This is a genomic window from Streptomyces sp. NPDC051907, assembly GCF_040681075.1.
In the GTDB taxonomy this organism is placed as follows: domain Bacteria; phylum Actinomycetota; class Actinomycetes; order Streptomycetales; family Streptomycetaceae; genus Streptomyces.
Window position 1 is genome coordinate 1 of record NZ_JBFAYB010000135.1, and the last position, 17,055, is coordinate 17,055.

The window sequence follows — 17,055 nt, forward strand, 5'->3', positions numbered from 1 at the left end:
CGCTCGCGCCCCCCTCCCGCCCCTACCTTCCTACCCCCCCCCGCCCCCCTCGCCCCCCCCCCCCCCCGCGCCGGCGGGCGGGCCCGGCCGGGGGGGCGGGGCCCCCGCCCCCCGCGGGGGGGCCCCCCCCCCCCGCCGCCGGAGGGGAAGCCGACTCCGACCAAGGAGCAGATCCTCACGGTCCTCGACAGTGGCCGCCAGCCGGTCGCCACCCGGCCGGAGACGCTGCTCGCGTGCGCCCGGCTGCACGGCCTCCAGGAAGGCCGCATGACGGCGGACGAGGGCGCGCGCTGGGCGCGGACGGTCATCGACTACCCGGCGGCGGAGCGGCTGTTCGACCGGATGGCCGAAGGCGGGCTCATCGTCGGCCGGGAGGCGTGGCAGTGGAAGGAGATGGGGCTGCCCCTGACGGGCGTGCAGGGAGCCGCGACGTACTACGCCACCGCCCGCCGGGCGGTGGCCGTCGCGGACAAGAAGGCCAGCGTCCAGGACGACGACGCCTGGGAGCAGGCCGGTGAGCTCGCGGACACGATGCTCCGCGGTCGTCACCCCGAGGAGTTCGAGCGGCTGCGGCGCGAGGCGTACGACGCGCTCCGCAAGGGAGAGGCGACGCCATGACGGACGAGGAACTGGAAGAGCGGCTGGCTCAGGTCACGTCGGCGGCGAAGAGTCCACATGGCGTGGTGCACCCGCTGCCGCACGGAGACAGGGTCTGGCACTCGGGCCAGCGGTGGGCGGCCACGGTGCCCGGCGGTACCGCCGTGGTGGTGGACAGCGAGCCGCAGCGCGACGGCTCGTGGGAGTACGACGTGCTGGCCTGCCGGGACTTCTCCCGGCGGCCGGGGCCCGGCAACCCCATGGACCGGCCCACACGCTGGCCGGGCTGGGCTCTGCGAATGTCGTGTGACTTCGTGGAGCGCGTACTGGGCGGGGCGATCCACGCAGATGAAGAGGAGGGCACGGTATGAGCGACTTCGAGGACGTGTTGAGCAGGGCGCTGCTGTCGAGGCGGCGCGCCCTGCGCCTGCACCTGCCGGAGCAGTTGGCGCAGGTGACCAATGAGGCGTACGCCAGGGCGCTGGAGAACGTGATCGGCCTGACCGCCGGATCGCACGAGGAGGCGGAGAAGCTGGTGATGGCGGTGCTGGCGCCGATGCTGCTGGCGCCGCGCGACCTGCTCGCCAGGGACGGCCTGGACGCCAAAGTGTTCACCGACCGGGGCTGCCCGTGGGCGCTGCTCCGGCCGGACGGGGAGGTCGTGTTCTGCGACGTGCTGGACCCCGTCAACGTGGACGAGCAGGGCAGGCCGGTCGGCTGCAAGCACGAAGAGCCGGACCTGCACGAGGCGCACCACCCCGACGGCTACCGGTTCCACGAGTCCGACTCGAACGCGATCCACGTGCCGACCTGGAGGGGTGAGGCATGAGAGGCCCGAAGTTGCTCGTGGTGGACTGGGACTTCTTCTTCCCGAACCCGGCGATGAGCGCCCGGTTCGAGGAGTTCGAGCACGTCGCCCTGTACCTCTGGGACCACAGCGAGACCCCGTTCCACCAGTCGCAGCTCGTCTGGTCCAACCGCGCCAGCGGGTTCCTGTCCAACGGTCTGGAGCTGCCGCAGGTCGCCGGGTGGGAGGGGTTCTGGGACCGCTTCGAGTGGAGCGAGGACGGCGTCAGCCTGTACTACGGCGACAGCAATCTGCACGCCGGGCGCATCATGCCGAGCACCCTCGGGCTGGACGAGGAGTGGGGGTTCGAGGACCGGTGGGATCTGGTCACTCTGTACGACGCCCACCACGACTGCGGCTACACGGCGACCGGCTCCTTTGAGGCGTGGAAGGCGCGCGGCGTGCTGACGTGCGAGGACTGGATGCTGCACCACTACGACATGGGCTCCCGCCTGGAGGTGATCTACCCGGCCTGGCGCGGCGAGGTGGGGCGCGTGGAGCCGGAGCCGCTGGTCCCCGTGGATCGGCGGGTGGACGACGGCTCCCGCTCGGAGCACGTGTACGACGCGATCTACCTCTGTCGGTCCGGGGCGTGGGTGCCGCCGTGGTGCGACGAGCAGTTCACCGCCTTCCTGGAAGCGGCCCCACCCCCGTGGGTGACGCTGATCGAGGACGACGACTGGGAGCACCCCCGCCCGGACGCGCTGGAGATGGCCCAGGAGAACGCGGCGCGGCGCGCCATGTACGACCGGATCAAGAAGGGGCGGACCGCATGACCGCCAGCGAGGGTCCGGCGACGGACGTCGACCAGGCCGTGGAGCAGGTCGCCGACGAGGCGGTCCGGTTCTACCGAGCCCGCAACAAGCTCCTCAACGACGCGACGTTGTACGTCGAGCGGGTGCACTACAACGGCGTGGTCGAAGGCCTGCGGATTGCCCTGTGCCTGCTCAAGGGCTGGGAAGTAGAGGAGGAGAGCGACAAGGAAGGCGCGGCCGATCAGCTCGTGACGAGCCGCTGGCAGGAGACCTACCCGGAGGAGTGGACCAAATGACCGACCAACTCATCGCACACCTGGGAGCGGACGCATGACCATCACCAAGCTGACCCTGCCGCCGGTACGCAACCTCGCCCCGTACGGCTACAACGAGCCGTGCCATGTGGAGGACGAGAGCTACCTGCGCGAGATCGAGGAAGCGATCTCCCGGTGCAGGGTGCTCTCCTGCGTCACCGGCGGCGAGCGCCACCACGGCGGCGGCCGCCAGCAGGAGGTGTCCGTGACCTGTTTCAGGGACCCTCGGGCGGCCGAGGTCCGCTACGCGGTGGAGGTCTGGAACGACGGCCGGAACGGCAGGTACGACTACGCCGACCGTGAGGCGGCCGACAAGTGCGCCGACGAGTGGATCTGGTCGATCAGCCTCCGGCCCACCGGCCGATAAGAGGAGGGCGCGGCCGACCAGTTCGTGGTCGGCCGCTGGCAAGGGCAGTACCCAAAGGAGTGGACCGCATGACCGTCTACACGTTGCACCGGCTGTCGCTCGGTGCCGAGACCGTGACGCCGATGGAGGAGTTCCCGTCTGTGGAGCGCGCCAGCGTGGCGCTCCAGACCCGCGCTCGGAAGCAGGCCAGCCCGGCGTACTTCATGAGCAGCGGGCAGTCCGGCCCGGCCGGGTCGGATGTGGCCTTCCCGGGGGCGGACCTGACGGGCTACATGGTGGTGTGGCGCAGGGCGGCGCACAAGATGCCGCCCCGCCCGACCGACACCCCCGACGAGCTGTGGCTGCTGACCGAGAGCGGCGCGGTGCGCCGGGAGGCATGGGACGAGGAGAAGCACAGGATGCCCGAGACGCCGACGCACACGGCCGTGGTGCCGGAGATCGCACCCGGCACGACGATCGAGATCGACCTGTCCGCCGGGCGGAAGCACCCGCCGCAGCGGGCGATGTGGATCACGTACTGGCTGAACGGCCGGATGGCGCTCAAGGAGGTGTACGCCGGGGAGTGCCAATGCGGGAAGGGCGAGCTGCACGAGCGCGAGGTGATCATCCGTGCGGCCATCGCCCGGCCGGAGGAGTTCAATCTGCCGGAGGGGACGGCCGTATGGGCGGTGAAGGTGGCGGCGCCGGACCCTGGGGCGGCGCAGAAGCTGGCGCGAACGGTGGCAAAAGGACTGGGCTGGGATCTGAATCCGGTACTGTCCGAGACGGAGGGTTCAAAGTGAGCCAAAAGGGGCGTGATTAGCGCCACCTTAGAAGCCTTTGACCTGGGCACGGAGGAAACGTATTAAGTTTCCTCCGTGACCTACTGCACCGAGTTGCCGAATAGGCGACGACATTGCCGATCTGCGCAGATTGATTGCGGAGAGATGGCCGCCCTGGAAACGGGCGGCCTGCCCACGGAGACAATGACCGGAAAAGTTTCCTCCGAGTTCTGTGAGAGCGATCGTAAGCCGCGGAGGCCCGCATGACCTCCGCCGCCCCTGTCGCCCAGCCGCTCTCGGCAGCGATCGACGAGTACCTGGAGTGGGCCACGGTCCACGCCTTCAAGCCGGGCTCCGGCACCCCGCGCACGTACCGCATCAAGCTGAACATGTACGCCAAGCGCTTCGGCCACCAGACCCCCGTCCGGGAGATCACCGGCCAGGACTGGTACAAGACCTGCGGCCACTACTGGGCGCAGTCGGCGGCCGAGACCTACAACTCCGGCCGCCGCGCCGCCATTTCGTTCCTCAAGTTCTGCCGGGACTGCGAGCCGCCGCTCACCACGGCCGAGCCGCCCAGGCTCTGGACGCCCCGGCCGGTGCCGACCGACCGGTCCCGCGCCCTTCCTCAGTCCACCGTGGCTACGTTCTTCAACCCCGACCGGTACCCGCTGCGGGAGCGGACCCTGTGGTCGGTGCTCTATGACAGCAGCGAGCGCCTTTCGGCCACCCTGAAGCTGAACGTACCCGACCTCGAACGCGGGCAATGCTTTGCGCCACTCAGAGTAAAGGGCGGTGACACTCGGTATATCGTCTGGACTCCGCCGACCGACGAACTCCTGTGGGAATACATCGGGAACAGGACGTGTGGCCCTGTATGGCTGGGTGAAGTTCAACCTTGGAATTGGCGCGAAAGGCCCGAAGAGGACAAAGGGCCGGACAACCTGTACCGGCTCACCGCCCACCGCGCGCGGATCGTCTACAAGGAGCTGACCGGCATCGCCCGGCCGCACCGCATCCGCCACTCCCGCCTGACCCACGTGGGCGGGCGCGACGGCACCAGCTCGGCCATGCTGCGGGCCATCTCCGGTCACCTCACGGACAAGATGGTCAGCCGCTACAGCCAACCCGGACCAGAAGAGGTCGCCGCCTTCATGGTGCAGGTCGGCAGCCTGATGAGCCGCTAGGCTGGCACCAGTCCGGGCGTCCCACTCCAGCGCGCGGGCCCCACCGGCTCCGCCCCCCGGCCGAACTCCCATCCACCGGGGGGCGCAGTCTTGTCCACGCGGATGGGCATCATGGGTCCATGGGCGTACGGATCGACATCACCTTCAACGAGCCGGAGATCGAGCGGCTGCTGCGCTCCCCGGACGGCGACGTCGCACGGCTGGTGCGCCGCGTGGCCGACCAGACGGCGAACATCGCCCGCGCTATCGCCCCCGTGGACAACGGGCCCCTGCGCGGCTCGTTGCGGGTACACATGGAGTACACCTCCGGCCACGTGAAGGCATGGGTCTACACCGGCCTGGAGTACGGGCTGTACGTGCACGAGGGCACCGGCGTCTACGGGCCCAAGGGCCAGCCCATCCGCCCCAAGCGCGGGAAGTACCTGGTGTTCGAGGCGCGCAACGCCCGGACCACCGCGCCCGGCCGGGGCAACCTGGTGTTCGCGCGCCAGGTGCGCGGCCAGCGCCCCAACCGGTACCTGCTCAACGCCCTCCGCGCCGCCTCTCCCTGGCCCGTCAACGACTCAGTGGTCTACACCTAGACCGCCGGGCCCATCGCGGGCGTGAAACCGAGTGGGCTGTCTGGCAGGCTTCCGGCATGACCGACTCTGCAGAACGTCCCGCCGCGCCCGGAGAGTTGTGCACCTGCGGTCGTCCGGCCGTCCTCGTCTACAGCTCCGCCGAATTCGGCGACGTCGGCCACTGCGGCGTCGAGGGAAGCCAGGCCCGCCCCGTGCTGCCATGCCCCTGGTGCGGGAGCACGGAACCGCACGCTGCGCCCTGGGGCGACCCCGGCAAGTGCCCGGACTATCAGCTCCGCGCCCCGACCGGGCCGTCCTGACGGCAGATGGATGATGGCCTGCGCCCCGTTCTGCGTGGATCGTCGGCCCGGCCGCCCGGCCTCCCGCCCGGCCGGGTGGCTACGCTGAGTACATCCGCTGCTACGCACCGTGGGAGACACCGTGGCCGAGACCGCCCAGTTCGACTTCTACCTGGACGCCGACGACGAGTACCAGCCGGAACAACTACCGACCGGGGTCGTGAAGATGGGCGGCAAGGAGTACGTGGTCCGCTGCCCCAAGGACTCCCTGCCGATGCTCCTCGGGCGCATCCAGGCCAGGGCCCAGGAGGCCGAGGACCCGGCCCTCCAGGAGGAGGTGATCACCCAGCTCGTCGCCGCGTGCTTCGACCCCGACGACACGGCCGACATCGTGGAGCGGGTCATCAGCCCGTACGACCGCCACCTCTCCATCGCCTTCCTCGTGGACACGGTCCAGCGGGTCTACAAGCAGTACGCCCCCCTTCTCGACAAGGGGTACGAGGAGCTGGGCATCGAGAACCCGATCAAGCAGCCCGAGGACCGCAAGCCCAGCAGCAAGAAGCCGGGCGCGCGGAAGGCCGTGGCCAAGAAGACCACGGCCGCCGCGAAGAAGACGGCGGCCAAGCGCACGGCCGCCCGCGCCTGATGCACCGGCTGGGGCCGGTCGACTCCGGGCCGGTCACGTTCCGGCTGGAGGGCGAGCCGTACACCCTCCTCATCCCCGCAGATGGACTTGAGGTGTGCGCGTGGGCGGCGACCGGCAACTGGTTCCGGCTGGTGCCCGGCTCTCTGGACGAGCCCTCCCAGGACGCCATGTACGCCCAGCTCGGCGACGCGTACGGGCCGGTGGGCCTGCGGACGTGCTGGCGGCTGGCCATGGGCCTGGCGAAGCCCGTGTACGGGCTGGACTGGCACGTCGCCTCCCGCCTGACGGCGACCGCGCAGGAGCACTGGGACCTGTTCGCGGCGTGGACGGTGACGGTCGGCTTCGACCCGGCCGCCGCCCCCGCCCACCGCGTGTGCGCCGCCGCGCTGGCGTGGCTGCGGTCGGGGTGCCAGGAGGAGAAGGACATGCGGAAGCTGGACGCTCAGCTCTACGCCCCGCCCAAGGTCTCCCCGGCACGCGGCCGGACGCTGCGCCCCGGCTTCAGCAAGGCCGATCAGGCCGCCGCGTGGGAGAAGGCGTTCGGCGAGCTGGCGGGCGGAGGCGGGTGACTTCCTGACCGGGACGGTGACCGCCTGTAGCCTGGTGTCGCAGTACGTGATCGCCGCTGGTTGATGGGCCGGGCGAACCCTTGAGGTTCGTCATGCTCGGAGGCAGCGGTGGCAGGTGAGGTCGGGCGCGCGTCAGTCACCATCACCGCCGAGATCGGCACGTTCACCTCTCAGCTCAAGCAGGACCTCCGCGCCGCCGGTCGCGACGCCGGTGAAGCCCTGGACGAGGCGCTCCAGCGGGCGGTCCGCAACGCGGGCAAGGACGCCGGGCGGCGCATCAGCCGGGACCTGCGCAAGGCGATGCGCAACGTGTCGGTCTCCGTCAAGGTCGACCCCGACACCAGCCGCTTCCAGACCCAGCTCACCCGCGAGCTGCGCCAGCTCCAGGCCACCAGCATCCGGGTCAACCCGGACTCCGAGGCCTTCCGTACCGACCTCGCCCGCCAACTGCGCGGACTGGGCGGGGTGGACGTGCCGGTCGCGCCGGACACCACCCGCTTCCGTACCCAGCTCGACCGGGCGCTGCGCGGCCTGACGGCCAGCGCGGTCGTCACGCCGGACACGGTCCGCTTCCAGGCGGCCGTCACGGCGATGGCCCGCGCCACGACGGCCGAGATCCGCACGACACCGGACGCGGACCGCTTCCGGGCCAGCGTGGACGCTGCGCTGCGCGGCGTCACCGGATCCGTCCGCGTGGACCCGGAGACCAGTCGGTTCCAGGCCGCGCTCGACCGGGCGCTGCGCTCCGTGAGGGCCACGGTCGACACCGGCCCCGACGTCGCCCGCTTCCAGGCGGCCGTCACGGCGATGGCCCGCGCGACCACGGCGGAGATCCGCACGACGCCGGACGTGGACCGGTTCCGGACCACGCTGGACACGGCGCTGCGGGGGATGACCGGGTCGGTCCGCGTGGACCCGGACACGAGCCGGTTCCAGGCGCGGCTGAACCGGGCGCTGCGCACGATGGCGGCGACGGTGGTCACGACGCCGGACGTGGCCCGGTTCCAGGCCGCCGTGATCGCGATGGCCCGCACGGTCCAGGCGAACATCGTGGTCACGCCGGACGCGACGACCTTCCGCGCCCGCCTGGACGCCGTTCTGCGGGGACTGGCCGCGCACGTCCGGGTGGACCCCGAGACGAGCGCCTTCGCGACGCAGCTCCAGCGCGCGATCCGTGGCATCCGGCTGGACATCCCGGTGGAGCCGGACCTGACGGGCTTCCAGGCGCGGCTCCAGCGCGCGGTCCGCACGATGGAGGTGTTCGTCAGGGTCCGGCCCAACGTGGCCCGGTTCCAGGCGCAGCTCAACCGGGACCTGCGGGCGCTGGGCAACATCCAGGTGCGGGCGCAGGCCGACGCGACCCGGTTCCGGCGGGACCTGGAGCGGGCGCTCCGCGGCCTGCCCCCCATCTCCATCCGCGTGGATCCGGACCTGACGCGGCTGGACGCGGCGCTGCGGGCGCACAACTCGCCGACTCTGCGCGTCGACATCGACGCCGACACCAACCGCTTCTCGCGTGCCATGTCCCGCGTCACGGGCCTGGCCGGGAAGGTCGGCGGGGCGCTCGGGGGGCTCCTCAAGGTCGGCTCGCTGGCCGGGCTGTTCCTGTCGGCGGCGGCGGCCGTCGCCTCCTTCGTGGCGTCGCTGGCCCCGGCGCTGGGAATCATCGCCGCCGGACCGGCCGTCATCGGCGGCATGGTCGTGGCCAGTGCCGCCCTCAAGATCGCCCTCTCGGGGGTGGGGACAGCGTTCGGGGCGGCGCTCGGCGACGACGCCGAGGCCTTCACCAAGGCACTGGAGAAGCTGAGCCCCGAGGCGCAGAAGACCGCCCGCGAACTGCGGGGACTGAAGCCCGCGTTCGACCAGCTGAAGACCTCGGTCCAGGACGCGTTCTTCAAGCAGCTCACCGGCCAGATCAGCGGCGTGGCCAAGGCGCTCGGCGGTCCCCTCAAGACCGGCCTGACCAACGTCGCCTCGAACTTCGGGCTGGCCACCGCCCGGATCGGGAACTTCCTGAAGTCCGGGCAGGGCGTCAAGTCGGTCACGGGGATCATGACCGGCACCGATCAGGCGACCAAGGGCCTGGCCGCCGCGCTGGGGCCGGTCATCGCCGGGTTCACCAACCTGGCCGGGACCATCTCCGACGCCTTCGGCACCCGCGCCGGGAACGCCATCGCCGGGGCGGGGGCGAAGCTCGGGAACTTCCTGACCAACGCCTCCAAGTCCGGCCAGGCGGTCGCCTGGGTGGAGAACGCGCTCACTACTTTCCGGGAGCTGGGGGCGTTCGTCTCCGCGCTGACCGGCCTGTTCGGGGATCTGTTCGGGGCGCTGGCGGCCGGGGGCGGCGGCGCGCTGAACGGGCTGACGCAGGTGATCAACGCCGTCCGCGCCGCGATCCAGCCCATCCTGCCGCTGATCACCCAGCTCGCGATCCTGTTCAACTCCATCCTCGGCAACGCGCTCCAGGTCATCGGCGCGCTGCTCGGGCCGATCATCCACGCCCTCGCGGACGTCCTCACCCCGCTGATCCCGGTCCTGACCGGCGCGTTCAACGGCCTGGCGGCGTCGCTGGGGCCGGTCGCGGCCATGCTGGGCACGGCGGTCGGCGATGCGCTTCGCGCGATTCTGCCGCCCCTGGTGGCACTCGTCTCGGTTCTGACCGGCGCGATCGCCCCCGCCTTCGCGCAGCTCGTCGCCGCCATCGCCCCGTTCGTCGCCCAGCTCGGCGGCGCGCTGGCCCCCATCCTGACCCAGGTCGGCTCGCTCCTGGCCACGGTCTTCGGGGCGGCCATCCAGCTCGTCACGCCGCTGCTCGGACCGCTGACGCAGATCCTGGTCCAGCTCGTCCAGATCGTCACGCCGATCCTGCCCGTGATCAACCAGCTCGCGTCCGCCATCGGCGGCGCGCTGGCCCAGGCGGCGCAGTCCCTTACGCCCCTTCTTGTGGCGGTTGGTGGCGCTTTGACCCGGGTCGTGACCGCGCTGGTGCCGCTGGTCAACCAGATCCTCTCGGCGCTGCTGCCCGTGCTGCCGCCGGTGGTCGAGGCGTTCGACGCCATCGTCCAGGCGCTGCTCCCGCTGCTCCCGCCCATCGCCGAGCTGGTCGAGGCGATGGTCCCCATCGTCTCCGCGATGGTCTCCGTGGCCGCGCCGATCCTCAAGGTGGCCGCAGCGTTCGCCTCCTGGACGATCATCAACGTCGTCGTGCCCGTCATCAAGCTGGTGGTCACGGTGCTGGCCGGGCTGGTGTCCGGCATCGCCGCCGCGCTGCGGTTCATCACCGGCCTGCCCGGCATGATCGTCGGGGCGCTGTCCTCGTTCGCATCGATGATCGGCGAGTTCTTCACCGGCGCGTTCAACGGCGCGGTCGCCGCCGTCACCACCGGCATCAACGCCGTGATCGGGTTCTTCACCGCGCTGCCCGGCCGGATCGTGGCCGGGCTGGCGGCGCTGCCCGGCCTCCTCCTCGACGTGTTCACGTCGGCCGTGGCCGCCGTGGCCATCGCCCTCCTCACGGCCCTCGCCGGGATCATCTACGTCTTCACCGAGCTGCCGGGGAAGATCGTCTCCGCGCTGTCGTCGCTGGGCTCCATGATCATGAGCGTCTTCACCAGCGCGTTCAACTCGGCGAAGAACGCCGTCACCAGCTTCATCTCCTCGGCGGTCAGCTTCTTCTCCTCGCTGCCCGGCCGGATCGGGTCCGCCATCGCGGCCATCCCCGGGCGGGTGTCGTCCGTCTTCAGCTCGGCCAAGTCCCAGGCCACGTCGGCGGTCAGCTCGCTCGTCTCCGGCGTCACCAGCTTCTTCTCCCAGCTCCCCGGCCGGATCGTCTCCACGATCACCAGCATCGGGTCGCGGATCGCCGGGGTGTTCAGCTCGGCGGCCGCGTCGGCGCGGTCGGCGGTCAGCTCGCTCATCTCGGGCATCGTCGGGTTCTTCAAGGGCCTGCCCGGCAAGATCGCCGCCGCGATGGGCAACGTCGGCGCGACGATCGTCAACAAGATCAAGGCCGGTCTGCCCGGCCCCGTCCGCGACCTGCTCCCGTTCGCGGACGGCGGCGTCGTCACGGTCGCCACGCGGGCGCTGATCGGCGAGGCCGGCAAGGAGGTCGTGATCCCCCTGACCCGGCCGGACCGCGCGGTCCAGCTCGCCCGCGAGTCCGGGCTCCTGGGCCTGCTGGAGCGCAAGGGCGTCATCCAGCAGCACACCACCACCGTCAACGCGCCCGTCACGCTCCAGTCCAGGGCCACCGACCCCGGCCTGCTGGCGACCATGTTCGCCGGTGAGCTGACGCGCCATCTCGGCCCGAGTCTGCCGTAGGGAGCGCGATGACAGACACCTTCCCCGAGGCCCCATACGACCCGACCGCCCAGCTCGGCTGCGCCCTCACGTACAGCGCGGCCGTCCACTGGCGCGGGGGCTCCCGCGTCTACATCCCCCCGAACCTCCTGGACGACCGGCTGGCCGACGTGCAGTGGGAGCGGCGGCTGACGGAGACCGCGCCCGGCAAGATCGTGATCACCAAGGCGAGCATGGCCGAAGAGTGCTGCGGACTGCTCGGGGCGATCCACCCCTGGTGCCACGAGCTGAGCATCTACCGGGACGCGGAGCTGGTCTGGCAGGGCCCGATCACCAACGTCACCGAGGACATGTCGACGGTGACCATCGACGCCATGGACATCAGCGCGTGGCTTTCGCGGCTGGTGAACACCCACCTCCTGAACTACAAGAGCGGCGCGGACCCGGTCACCATCGCCCGTGCCTTCATCACCGCCAACCTCAACGACTCGGCCCTGTCCACGCCGACCAAGGACTGGCCGGGGCTGCTGCCGTACCTGACCACGACCGTGGCGAAGACGAAGGTGAAGCTGAACCGGCGGGCGGTGTGGTCGGACACGGTCCTGAACATCGTGAACAACATGGCGGCCAAGGGCTTCGAGTGGACGACGGTCGGCCGCCGTCTGGTGATGCGGCCCCCGGCCGGATCGTCCACCAGGGCGCGGGCGCGGCTGACCCCGGACGACCTGCCCGGCGGCATCCAGGTCAGCCGCGACGGCACCGACACCGCGACCCGCGTCTACGCCACGTCGCAGTCGAGCAACGAGAACGGCATCACCATGAGCACCGCGATCAAGGCGAGTTCCGCAGTCTGCGGGCGTATCGACCAGATCGTGCGGGACCAGCCGAGGGTCGACGTGGAGACCGACGCGGAGGAGAAGGCCCGCAAGGCGGCCATCGCCAAGCGGCGGGACGACCGGATCAAGGCGGAGCGGACCGACGCGAACAACGACCTGGACAACATCCTGGAGGGGCCGAACACGGTCGCCGAGAGGAAGGCCGCGGAGGCCCGGCGGAAGCTGCGCGACGACCGGATCGACGACATCCGCAAGGACTACGAGCAGGAGATGGAGGACAGCAACGACGGCATCGCCGCCGAGGAGCGGGCGGAGATCGCCGAGGTGCTGCTCACGGAGGCGAAGGAAGCCATCAAGGGCCGGTGGCCCACTCCGATCGGGATCACCGTCCAGGACGGCGCGCAGCTCTCCACGACCGCGCCTCTCACGGTGCGGGAGCTGGTCCCCGGGGAGCGGATCGACGTGGCGACGGTCGGGTACTGCCAGCAGATCACCCAGGCCATGCGCCTGTCGCGGGTGAGCGGGGCCTGGACGGACGGCGGCGAGGCCATCGGGATCAGCCTTGTGCCGCTCAGCGAGCTGGCGGAGGTGGACACCTGATGAGCAGGCGGGATGTGCCGGGGCGGATGGCGGCGGCGCGCGGGCCGGAGCGGGCGGCGCTGATGCTCGGGCGGGTCGCGGCCGGGGCCACCGGCGGCGGCTCCAGCGAGTTCCTGATCTTCGAGCACGGCGGGGAGCTGTACCGGGCGCTGCCGCACCCGGACACGGACGAGCGAGTGTGGGCGCGGTGGCCTTCGGGCGAGGCCGTGGCGTGCCCCTTCGGCGAGGTGGAGTAAGCCATGTGGGAGGGATACGCCGACCTGGCCGGGCAGGAGATCATCAACTCCGCCCGTGCCATCGCCTACGCGGGGAACGCCGGGCTGCGGATCGACTGCGAGCCGTGCGACAGCCTGACGACGGCGCTGGACGACATGCCGTACATGTCGCCGGTGGACGCGGACAACGAGGCCCCCTGGTACGACCCGGCCCAGCCGCAGTCGGGGCAGTTCCTCGGGGTGCTGGGCCTGGGGGTCACCGGCTTCCAGGCGAACCCCATCGCCCGGAGCCCGTCTGCGCTGATCGGTGACGGGTCGGCGCTGGGGGTGCTGCGCCGCACCCACCGGGAGGTGGCCTACACGGTGCTGCTGGTGGCGCAGAACGACGCGGCCCTGAGCTACGGACTGGAGTGGCTGGCCACGGCGCTGCGCGGCGGCGCGTGCACGAGCGCGACGTGCCGGGGCGACCAGCTCTGCATGTTCTCCGCCTGCCCCGGCGAGACGCTGGGCGGCGGCGACGACGGCGACACCGAGCTGCGGCACCTGTTCGACGTCGGCCTCCTGGAGGGGCCGACCGTGAACCAGACGCAGTACAGCAGCACCGGCCTGGTCATGGCGACCACGACTTTCACGCTGGCGGCGGGCAAGCCGTGGATCTTCCGCGAGCCCCTGGTGACGCTGACGGACTGGGTGGCCCTGTCCTCCGGGGACCGGCTGACCGCGTTCGATCCGGACACGGTCTACACCCAGTGCCCGCAGCCGAAGCCCTGCCTGGCCGACCCGACCTGCGCAGATCCGCCGCTGCCGCCCGCGCCGCCGGTGCCCATCAGCCCCTGCTATCCCAAGGGGAAGGGGAACTTCTACCGCTCGCGGCTGTCGCTGTCGCCGCTGGACGTGCCGGAGTGGCTGGAGACGGTGCCGATCATCGAGGTCCGCACCGGGAGCAAGGCCATGCGCCGCCTCACGGTCCGCTTCTGGGCCAACCCGCAGGGCCTGGAGTGCGACCAGGTGACCGACCCGTGCTCGGCCTGCCTGGACATCAGCATCGGCTATCTCCCGGCCGGGTCCACGCTCACGGTCGACGGCCGTATCCAGCGGGCCACGGTCAACTGCCCGTCGGGCACGGCGGGCAGCTCCACGTCCACGCCGACCATCTACGGCCCTCAGGGGCGGACCTTCGAGTGGCCGGTCTTCACGTGCCCGACCGGCCTGTGCATCGAGGTCCTGTCCAAGTACGAGGACACCGCCCTCAACGCCCAGGCGCGGGTGACGCTTCACCCGCGCTCGGACGCCGGATGATCTGAAAGGAACCAGCATGGCAAGGTGCGGATGCGCCGCCGGGTGCTCCTGCCTGGTGGTGGGCTCGTCGCCCGTGTTCGTCAGCGGCAACGGCTCGCCGGGGTCGCCCTTCACGGTCGGCGTCAGCTACGAGGGCAAGACCGGCTGCGCGGGCATCGCCGCCTGTGTGGCGGCGAATCTGGGCCCGGGGCTGACGTACGACGAGGCCACCGGGACCATCCAGGCGTTCGTCAGCCGGGACGCGGACAACGCGCTGGGCTTCGGCGGGGACAACGGTCTCTTCGCCACGGCCGGGGAGGGGGGCGGAGGCGGCACGACGTGCGGCCTGAAGATCTCGAACCTGCCGCCTGCGCCGGAGGTGACGGGGGCGTGGGCCATGGCTGGGCTGCTCAACCCGTTCAACTCCCCGTACGGCCTGGAGTACTGCATCGCGAACAAGATCGACATCACGCACATGATGTGCGCGGCGACCGGCGACGGCGCGATGTGGGTCGCGGAGTACAACACCGGCCTGATGTCGGTGAACCGCTCCAAGATCTACGAGTCCAAGCACGCGAAGTACCTGGACTCGGCCACCGTCAAGGCGATGATCAACAACCCGTCGGACGTGAACAACCCCTTCCCGGCCGTGGCGGCCAGCCCTTCGCGCGTGTGGCAGTCGGGCTGGTACGGGTGGCTGGCCCCGGAGTACCAGCAGATGCTCGTGACGGACGCCCTGCGGATCGCCGACGGGAAGACGGTCTGCCTCCTGGACTGCTCGGACGCGGGGGAGGTCCACAACACGGAGTCGGTCAACGTGCAGGCGGCGCTCCGTGCGGTCCGCCAGTACTGCGCGGAGGACTGGGCGTTCATCGGGGTCAACGACCTGGCCAACGCCACGACGGTGCTGAACGGCAACGTCGAGCCGATGCTGATGATCAACCACCAGGGCACCTGGAACGACGCCGACCTGCCGTTCACCACGCTCCAGCTGACGGCCGCCGGGGTGTCGTGGGTGGCGCTGTCGCACTACTACGCGGACAGCGTGTTCAACGCGTACAAGAACGCGGGCATCCACGTCCTGATGTGGGGCGCGAGCCGTCACGTGCACCGCACGCGGATGGAGACGCTGGGCATCCGGGGCTTCCTCGGGCACGACCCGGTCTACACGCGCGGCCCGTCCGCGGAGTTCGACTACCGCACGCTGGACGACCCGTGGTCGCGGCGGCGGATGGGGGTGGGGCAGCTCACCCACTCCACCGACCAGGGCAACGTGACCGGCAACCTGCCGCGTGGCTTCTGCAACGTGTCGCCGACCTCCGGCGCGCCGGTCGCGCCGGACGGCCTGTACATCCCCAGCCGGTGGGGCGAGGGCGGCGGCGCTCCGTCGATCCTGTGCGGCTGGCACTGCCCGCTGAAGCAGCCCAACACCTACACCGTTCAGCTGGAGATGCTGTTCGACCAGCTCCCCGTCGGCGCGACGGGGAAGATCGGGCTCCTGTTCGGGATGCCCGACGACCGGACGACGTTCGCCTGGAACGGGTCGGACGGGAACCCGGCGGGCATGGCGACGCCCCAGCGCCAGGGGTACCGCGTGTGGCAGCGGAACACCGGCGCGATCGGCATCGGCGTCTGGGACGCCACGGGCGCCTTCACGCAGCTGACCGAGGTCACGACCCCGGCCATCGCGGCGGACGTGTGGAACACGTACCTGCTGACGGTCACGCCGACGACGATCACGTGGCGGCGGACGCTGGGCAGCGGCACCAACTACACCGCGACGGTGACGAACAGCCTGTGGCGGGGGCCGTACTTCGCGATCGAGAAGGAGGAGCTGCACCCGGAGAACACGCAGTACGGGTTCTACGCGGGCTACCGGAACCTCGTCGTCGGCAACCAGGGCTGAGGAGCAGGGACATGGCTGAGAGGACGCGTACGTACTTCGGGGACGCGGTGTTCCGCATCGTGCTCCAGTCGGGCGACTGGCCGGGCTGCGACCTGGTGGGGGACGGCTCGCTGGACGGTCTGCGCGAATCGCTTCAGGCTGCGCTGATGCGCGAGGGCCTGGACTTCACGTACAAGGACATCACCGACAACGCGGCGGCCAGCGTCCTGTCGGTGTCCATGCCGGTTCCCTGCGGGGCCATGGACCCCACGGCGGACGTGCCGGGGATGGTCGTGTGGAGGTCCAACCGGGTGCCGAAGCCGGGCGTGGTGTGGACGCTGGGCGAGAAGCTGGCGGGCTGGCTGAGCGAGGTGCCGTGGGTGACGGACGACTTCACGGCGATGGTCGGGCTGACCTCGCTGTCCGTGCGGGAGACGATGGGCAACGAGCCCGGCCCCCTGTGGCCGAAGCCTCCGGCGTAGGGATCCACGATCGGGTGACGGGCTGTCCGGCGCCTTCCGTATATGGCCGGTGACGCTACGCTGCCACGATCCCCCACGATCCCCGTTGGCGAAGTCCAGGAGTAGACGAGATGCTGAAGGCGTACGTAAGGCGGCTGAACGGCGAGACGACACCGGTGGGTTGGCAGCACACCGGCCAGCACCTCGGGGTGACCGAGGGGGCGGTTCGCCTGGCGCGGCTGTACTGGGAGCAGGGGCTGGGCGACGCCAGCGACCCCGAGCACGCCGACCGGGAGCAGCGGGCGCGTGAGCTGCTGCGGAGCGTGGTGCCGCTGCTGGACGTGCTGATCCTGACGCGGGTGGCTCCGGACGGGAGCGAGCGCGTGGTGTTCCACGGGCTGGCGCAGGAGGTGAGCAGCATGGACCACCACCTGTCGCTGATCGCGGCCGACAACCCCACGGCGCAGCGGCTGTTCGACCAGCCGCTCCACCTCGACGGCCCGCTCATCCCCACCGACAGGCCGTACCCGGCCGAGGCTGGCCGCCCCGGCCACCCGCAGCCGGGCACCCCCCCCCAAA

At 70.9% G+C, this 17,055-nt stretch carries 19 protein-coding genes; all 19 read left to right on the forward strand.

Going from position 1 to position 17,055, the window contains the following annotated elements; translation table 11 throughout:
• Positions 1–267: 267 nt before the first annotated feature.
• Positions 268–618, forward strand: coding sequence for a hypothetical protein (locus AB0M39_RS38245; protein WP_365372648.1), 351 nt, complete (start codon positions 268–270; stop codon positions 616–618).
• On the forward strand, positions 615–968 hold the full coding sequence (locus tag AB0M39_RS38250; RefSeq protein ID WP_365372650.1) for a hypothetical protein: 354 nt from the start codon (positions 615–617) through the stop codon (positions 966–968). Before AB0M39_RS38245 ends, AB0M39_RS38250 begins: the two co-directional genes overlap by 4 nt.
• Positions 965–1,426 (forward strand): hypothetical protein, encoded by a 462-nt coding sequence (locus AB0M39_RS38255; RefSeq protein ID WP_365372653.1) that lies wholly within the window; start codon positions 965–967, stop codon positions 1,424–1,426. Before AB0M39_RS38250 ends, AB0M39_RS38255 begins: the two co-directional genes overlap by 4 nt.
• Complete coding sequence (locus AB0M39_RS38260) at positions 1,423–2,220, forward strand: hypothetical protein (RefSeq protein ID WP_365372656.1); 798 nt, start codon at positions 1,423–1,425, stop codon at positions 2,218–2,220. The genes AB0M39_RS38255 and AB0M39_RS38260 overlap by 4 nt, the downstream gene beginning before the upstream one ends.
• Positions 2,217–2,495 carry a hypothetical protein gene (locus tag AB0M39_RS38265; protein ID WP_365372658.1) on the forward strand — a complete coding sequence of 93 codons (279 nt, stop codon included), beginning with the start codon at positions 2,217–2,219 and terminating at the stop codon, positions 2,493–2,495. Before AB0M39_RS38260 ends, AB0M39_RS38265 begins: the two co-directional genes overlap by 4 nt.
• 34 nt (positions 2,496–2,529) lie before the next feature.
• The gene (locus AB0M39_RS38270; RefSeq protein ID WP_365372661.1) at positions 2,530–2,880 is read left to right on the forward strand and encodes a hypothetical protein; all 351 of its coding nucleotides are present in this window, start codon (positions 2,530–2,532) and stop codon (positions 2,878–2,880) included.
• Between the two features lie 68 nt (positions 2,881–2,948).
• On the forward strand, positions 2,949–3,662 hold the full coding sequence (locus AB0M39_RS38275; RefSeq protein WP_365372663.1) for a hypothetical protein: 714 nt from the start codon (positions 2,949–2,951) through the stop codon (positions 3,660–3,662).
• Between the two features lie 242 nt (positions 3,663–3,904).
• Positions 3,905–4,828: a site-specific integrase gene (locus AB0M39_RS38280; protein WP_365372666.1), complete on the forward strand. Its 924-nt coding sequence runs from the start codon at positions 3,905–3,907 to the stop codon at positions 4,826–4,828.
• Positions 4,829–4,947: 119 nt separating this feature from the next.
• Positions 4,948–5,409 carry an HK97 gp10 family phage protein gene (locus AB0M39_RS38285; RefSeq protein WP_365372669.1) on the forward strand — a complete coding sequence of 154 codons (462 nt, stop codon included), beginning with the start codon at positions 4,948–4,950 and terminating at the stop codon, positions 5,407–5,409.
• Between the two features lie 56 nt (positions 5,410–5,465).
• The gene (locus tag AB0M39_RS38290; protein WP_365372671.1) at positions 5,466–5,708 is read left to right on the forward strand and encodes a hypothetical protein; all 243 of its coding nucleotides are present in this window, start codon (positions 5,466–5,468) and stop codon (positions 5,706–5,708) included.
• A gap of 121 nt (positions 5,709–5,829) precedes the next feature.
• Entirely contained in the window at positions 5,830–6,333 is a 504-nt protein-coding gene (locus AB0M39_RS38295; RefSeq protein ID WP_365372674.1) for a hypothetical protein, read from the forward strand.
• The gene (locus AB0M39_RS38300) at positions 6,333–6,902 is read left to right on the forward strand and encodes a hypothetical protein (protein WP_365372676.1); all 570 of its coding nucleotides are present in this window, start codon (positions 6,333–6,335) and stop codon (positions 6,900–6,902) included. The genes AB0M39_RS38295 and AB0M39_RS38300 overlap by 1 nt, the downstream gene beginning before the upstream one ends.
• 108 nt (positions 6,903–7,010) lie before the next feature.
• On the forward strand, positions 7,011–11,222 hold the full coding sequence (locus AB0M39_RS38305; protein WP_365372678.1) for a hypothetical protein: 4,212 nt from the start codon (positions 7,011–7,013) through the stop codon (positions 11,220–11,222).
• Positions 11,223–11,230: 8 nt separating this feature from the next.
• Positions 11,231–12,637: a hypothetical protein gene (locus tag AB0M39_RS38310; RefSeq protein WP_365372681.1), complete on the forward strand. Its 1,407-nt coding sequence runs from the start codon at positions 11,231–11,233 to the stop codon at positions 12,635–12,637.
• Positions 12,637–12,873: a hypothetical protein gene (locus tag AB0M39_RS38315; protein ID WP_365372683.1), complete on the forward strand. Its 237-nt coding sequence runs from the start codon at positions 12,637–12,639 to the stop codon at positions 12,871–12,873. The genes AB0M39_RS38310 and AB0M39_RS38315 overlap by 1 nt, the downstream gene beginning before the upstream one ends.
• Before the next feature lie 3 nt (positions 12,874–12,876).
• A complete protein-coding gene (locus tag AB0M39_RS38320) occupies positions 12,877–14,151 on the forward strand; it encodes a hypothetical protein (RefSeq protein WP_365372686.1) in 1,275 nt (424 codons plus the stop codon).
• Between the two features lie 16 nt (positions 14,152–14,167).
• Entirely contained in the window at positions 14,168–16,036 is a 1,869-nt protein-coding gene (locus AB0M39_RS38325; protein ID WP_365372689.1) for a hypothetical protein, read from the forward strand.
• A gap of 11 nt (positions 16,037–16,047) precedes the next feature.
• Entirely contained in the window at positions 16,048–16,497 is a 450-nt protein-coding gene (locus tag AB0M39_RS38330) for a hypothetical protein (protein WP_365372692.1), read from the forward strand.
• Positions 16,498–16,607: 110 nt separating this feature from the next.
• Positions 16,608–17,055 (forward strand): hypothetical protein (locus AB0M39_RS38335; RefSeq protein ID WP_365372695.1); only part of this gene is annotated, 448 nt, incomplete at its 3' end.

Bases quoted from the DNA above. Each gene is read 5' to 3' on its own strand.
- AB0M39_RS38245 (WP_365372648.1), top strand. From the start codon at position 268: ATGACGGCGGACGAGGGCGCGCGCTGGGCGCGGACGGTCATCGACTAC.
- AB0M39_RS38250 (WP_365372650.1), top strand. From the start codon at position 615: ATGACGGACGAGGAACTGGAAGAGCGGCTGGCTCAGGTCACGTCGGCG.
- AB0M39_RS38255 (WP_365372653.1), top strand. From the start codon at position 965: ATGAGCGACTTCGAGGACGTGTTGAGCAGGGCGCTGCTGTCGAGGCGG.
- AB0M39_RS38260 (WP_365372656.1), top strand. From the start codon at position 1,423: ATGAGAGGCCCGAAGTTGCTCGTGGTGGACTGGGACTTCTTCTTCCCG.
- AB0M39_RS38265 (WP_365372658.1), top strand. From the start codon at position 2,217: ATGACCGCCAGCGAGGGTCCGGCGACGGACGTCGACCAGGCCGTGGAG.
- AB0M39_RS38270 (WP_365372661.1), top strand. From the start codon at position 2,530: ATGACCATCACCAAGCTGACCCTGCCGCCGGTACGCAACCTCGCCCCG.
- AB0M39_RS38275 (WP_365372663.1), top strand. From the start codon at position 2,949: ATGACCGTCTACACGTTGCACCGGCTGTCGCTCGGTGCCGAGACCGTG.
- AB0M39_RS38280 (WP_365372666.1), top strand. From the start codon at position 3,905: ATGACCTCCGCCGCCCCTGTCGCCCAGCCGCTCTCGGCAGCGATCGAC.
- AB0M39_RS38285 (WP_365372669.1), top strand. From the start codon at position 4,948: ATGGGCGTACGGATCGACATCACCTTCAACGAGCCGGAGATCGAGCGG.
- AB0M39_RS38290 (WP_365372671.1), top strand. From the start codon at position 5,466: ATGACCGACTCTGCAGAACGTCCCGCCGCGCCCGGAGAGTTGTGCACC.
- AB0M39_RS38300 (WP_365372676.1), top strand. From the start codon at position 6,333: ATGCACCGGCTGGGGCCGGTCGACTCCGGGCCGGTCACGTTCCGGCTG.
- AB0M39_RS38310 (WP_365372681.1), top strand. From the start codon at position 11,231: ATGACAGACACCTTCCCCGAGGCCCCATACGACCCGACCGCCCAGCTC.
- AB0M39_RS38315 (WP_365372683.1), top strand. From the start codon at position 12,637: ATGAGCAGGCGGGATGTGCCGGGGCGGATGGCGGCGGCGCGCGGGCCG.
- AB0M39_RS38320 (WP_365372686.1), top strand. From the start codon at position 12,877: ATGTGGGAGGGATACGCCGACCTGGCCGGGCAGGAGATCATCAACTCC.
- AB0M39_RS38325 (WP_365372689.1), top strand. From the start codon at position 14,168: ATGGCAAGGTGCGGATGCGCCGCCGGGTGCTCCTGCCTGGTGGTGGGC.
- AB0M39_RS38330 (WP_365372692.1), top strand. From the start codon at position 16,048: ATGGCTGAGAGGACGCGTACGTACTTCGGGGACGCGGTGTTCCGCATC.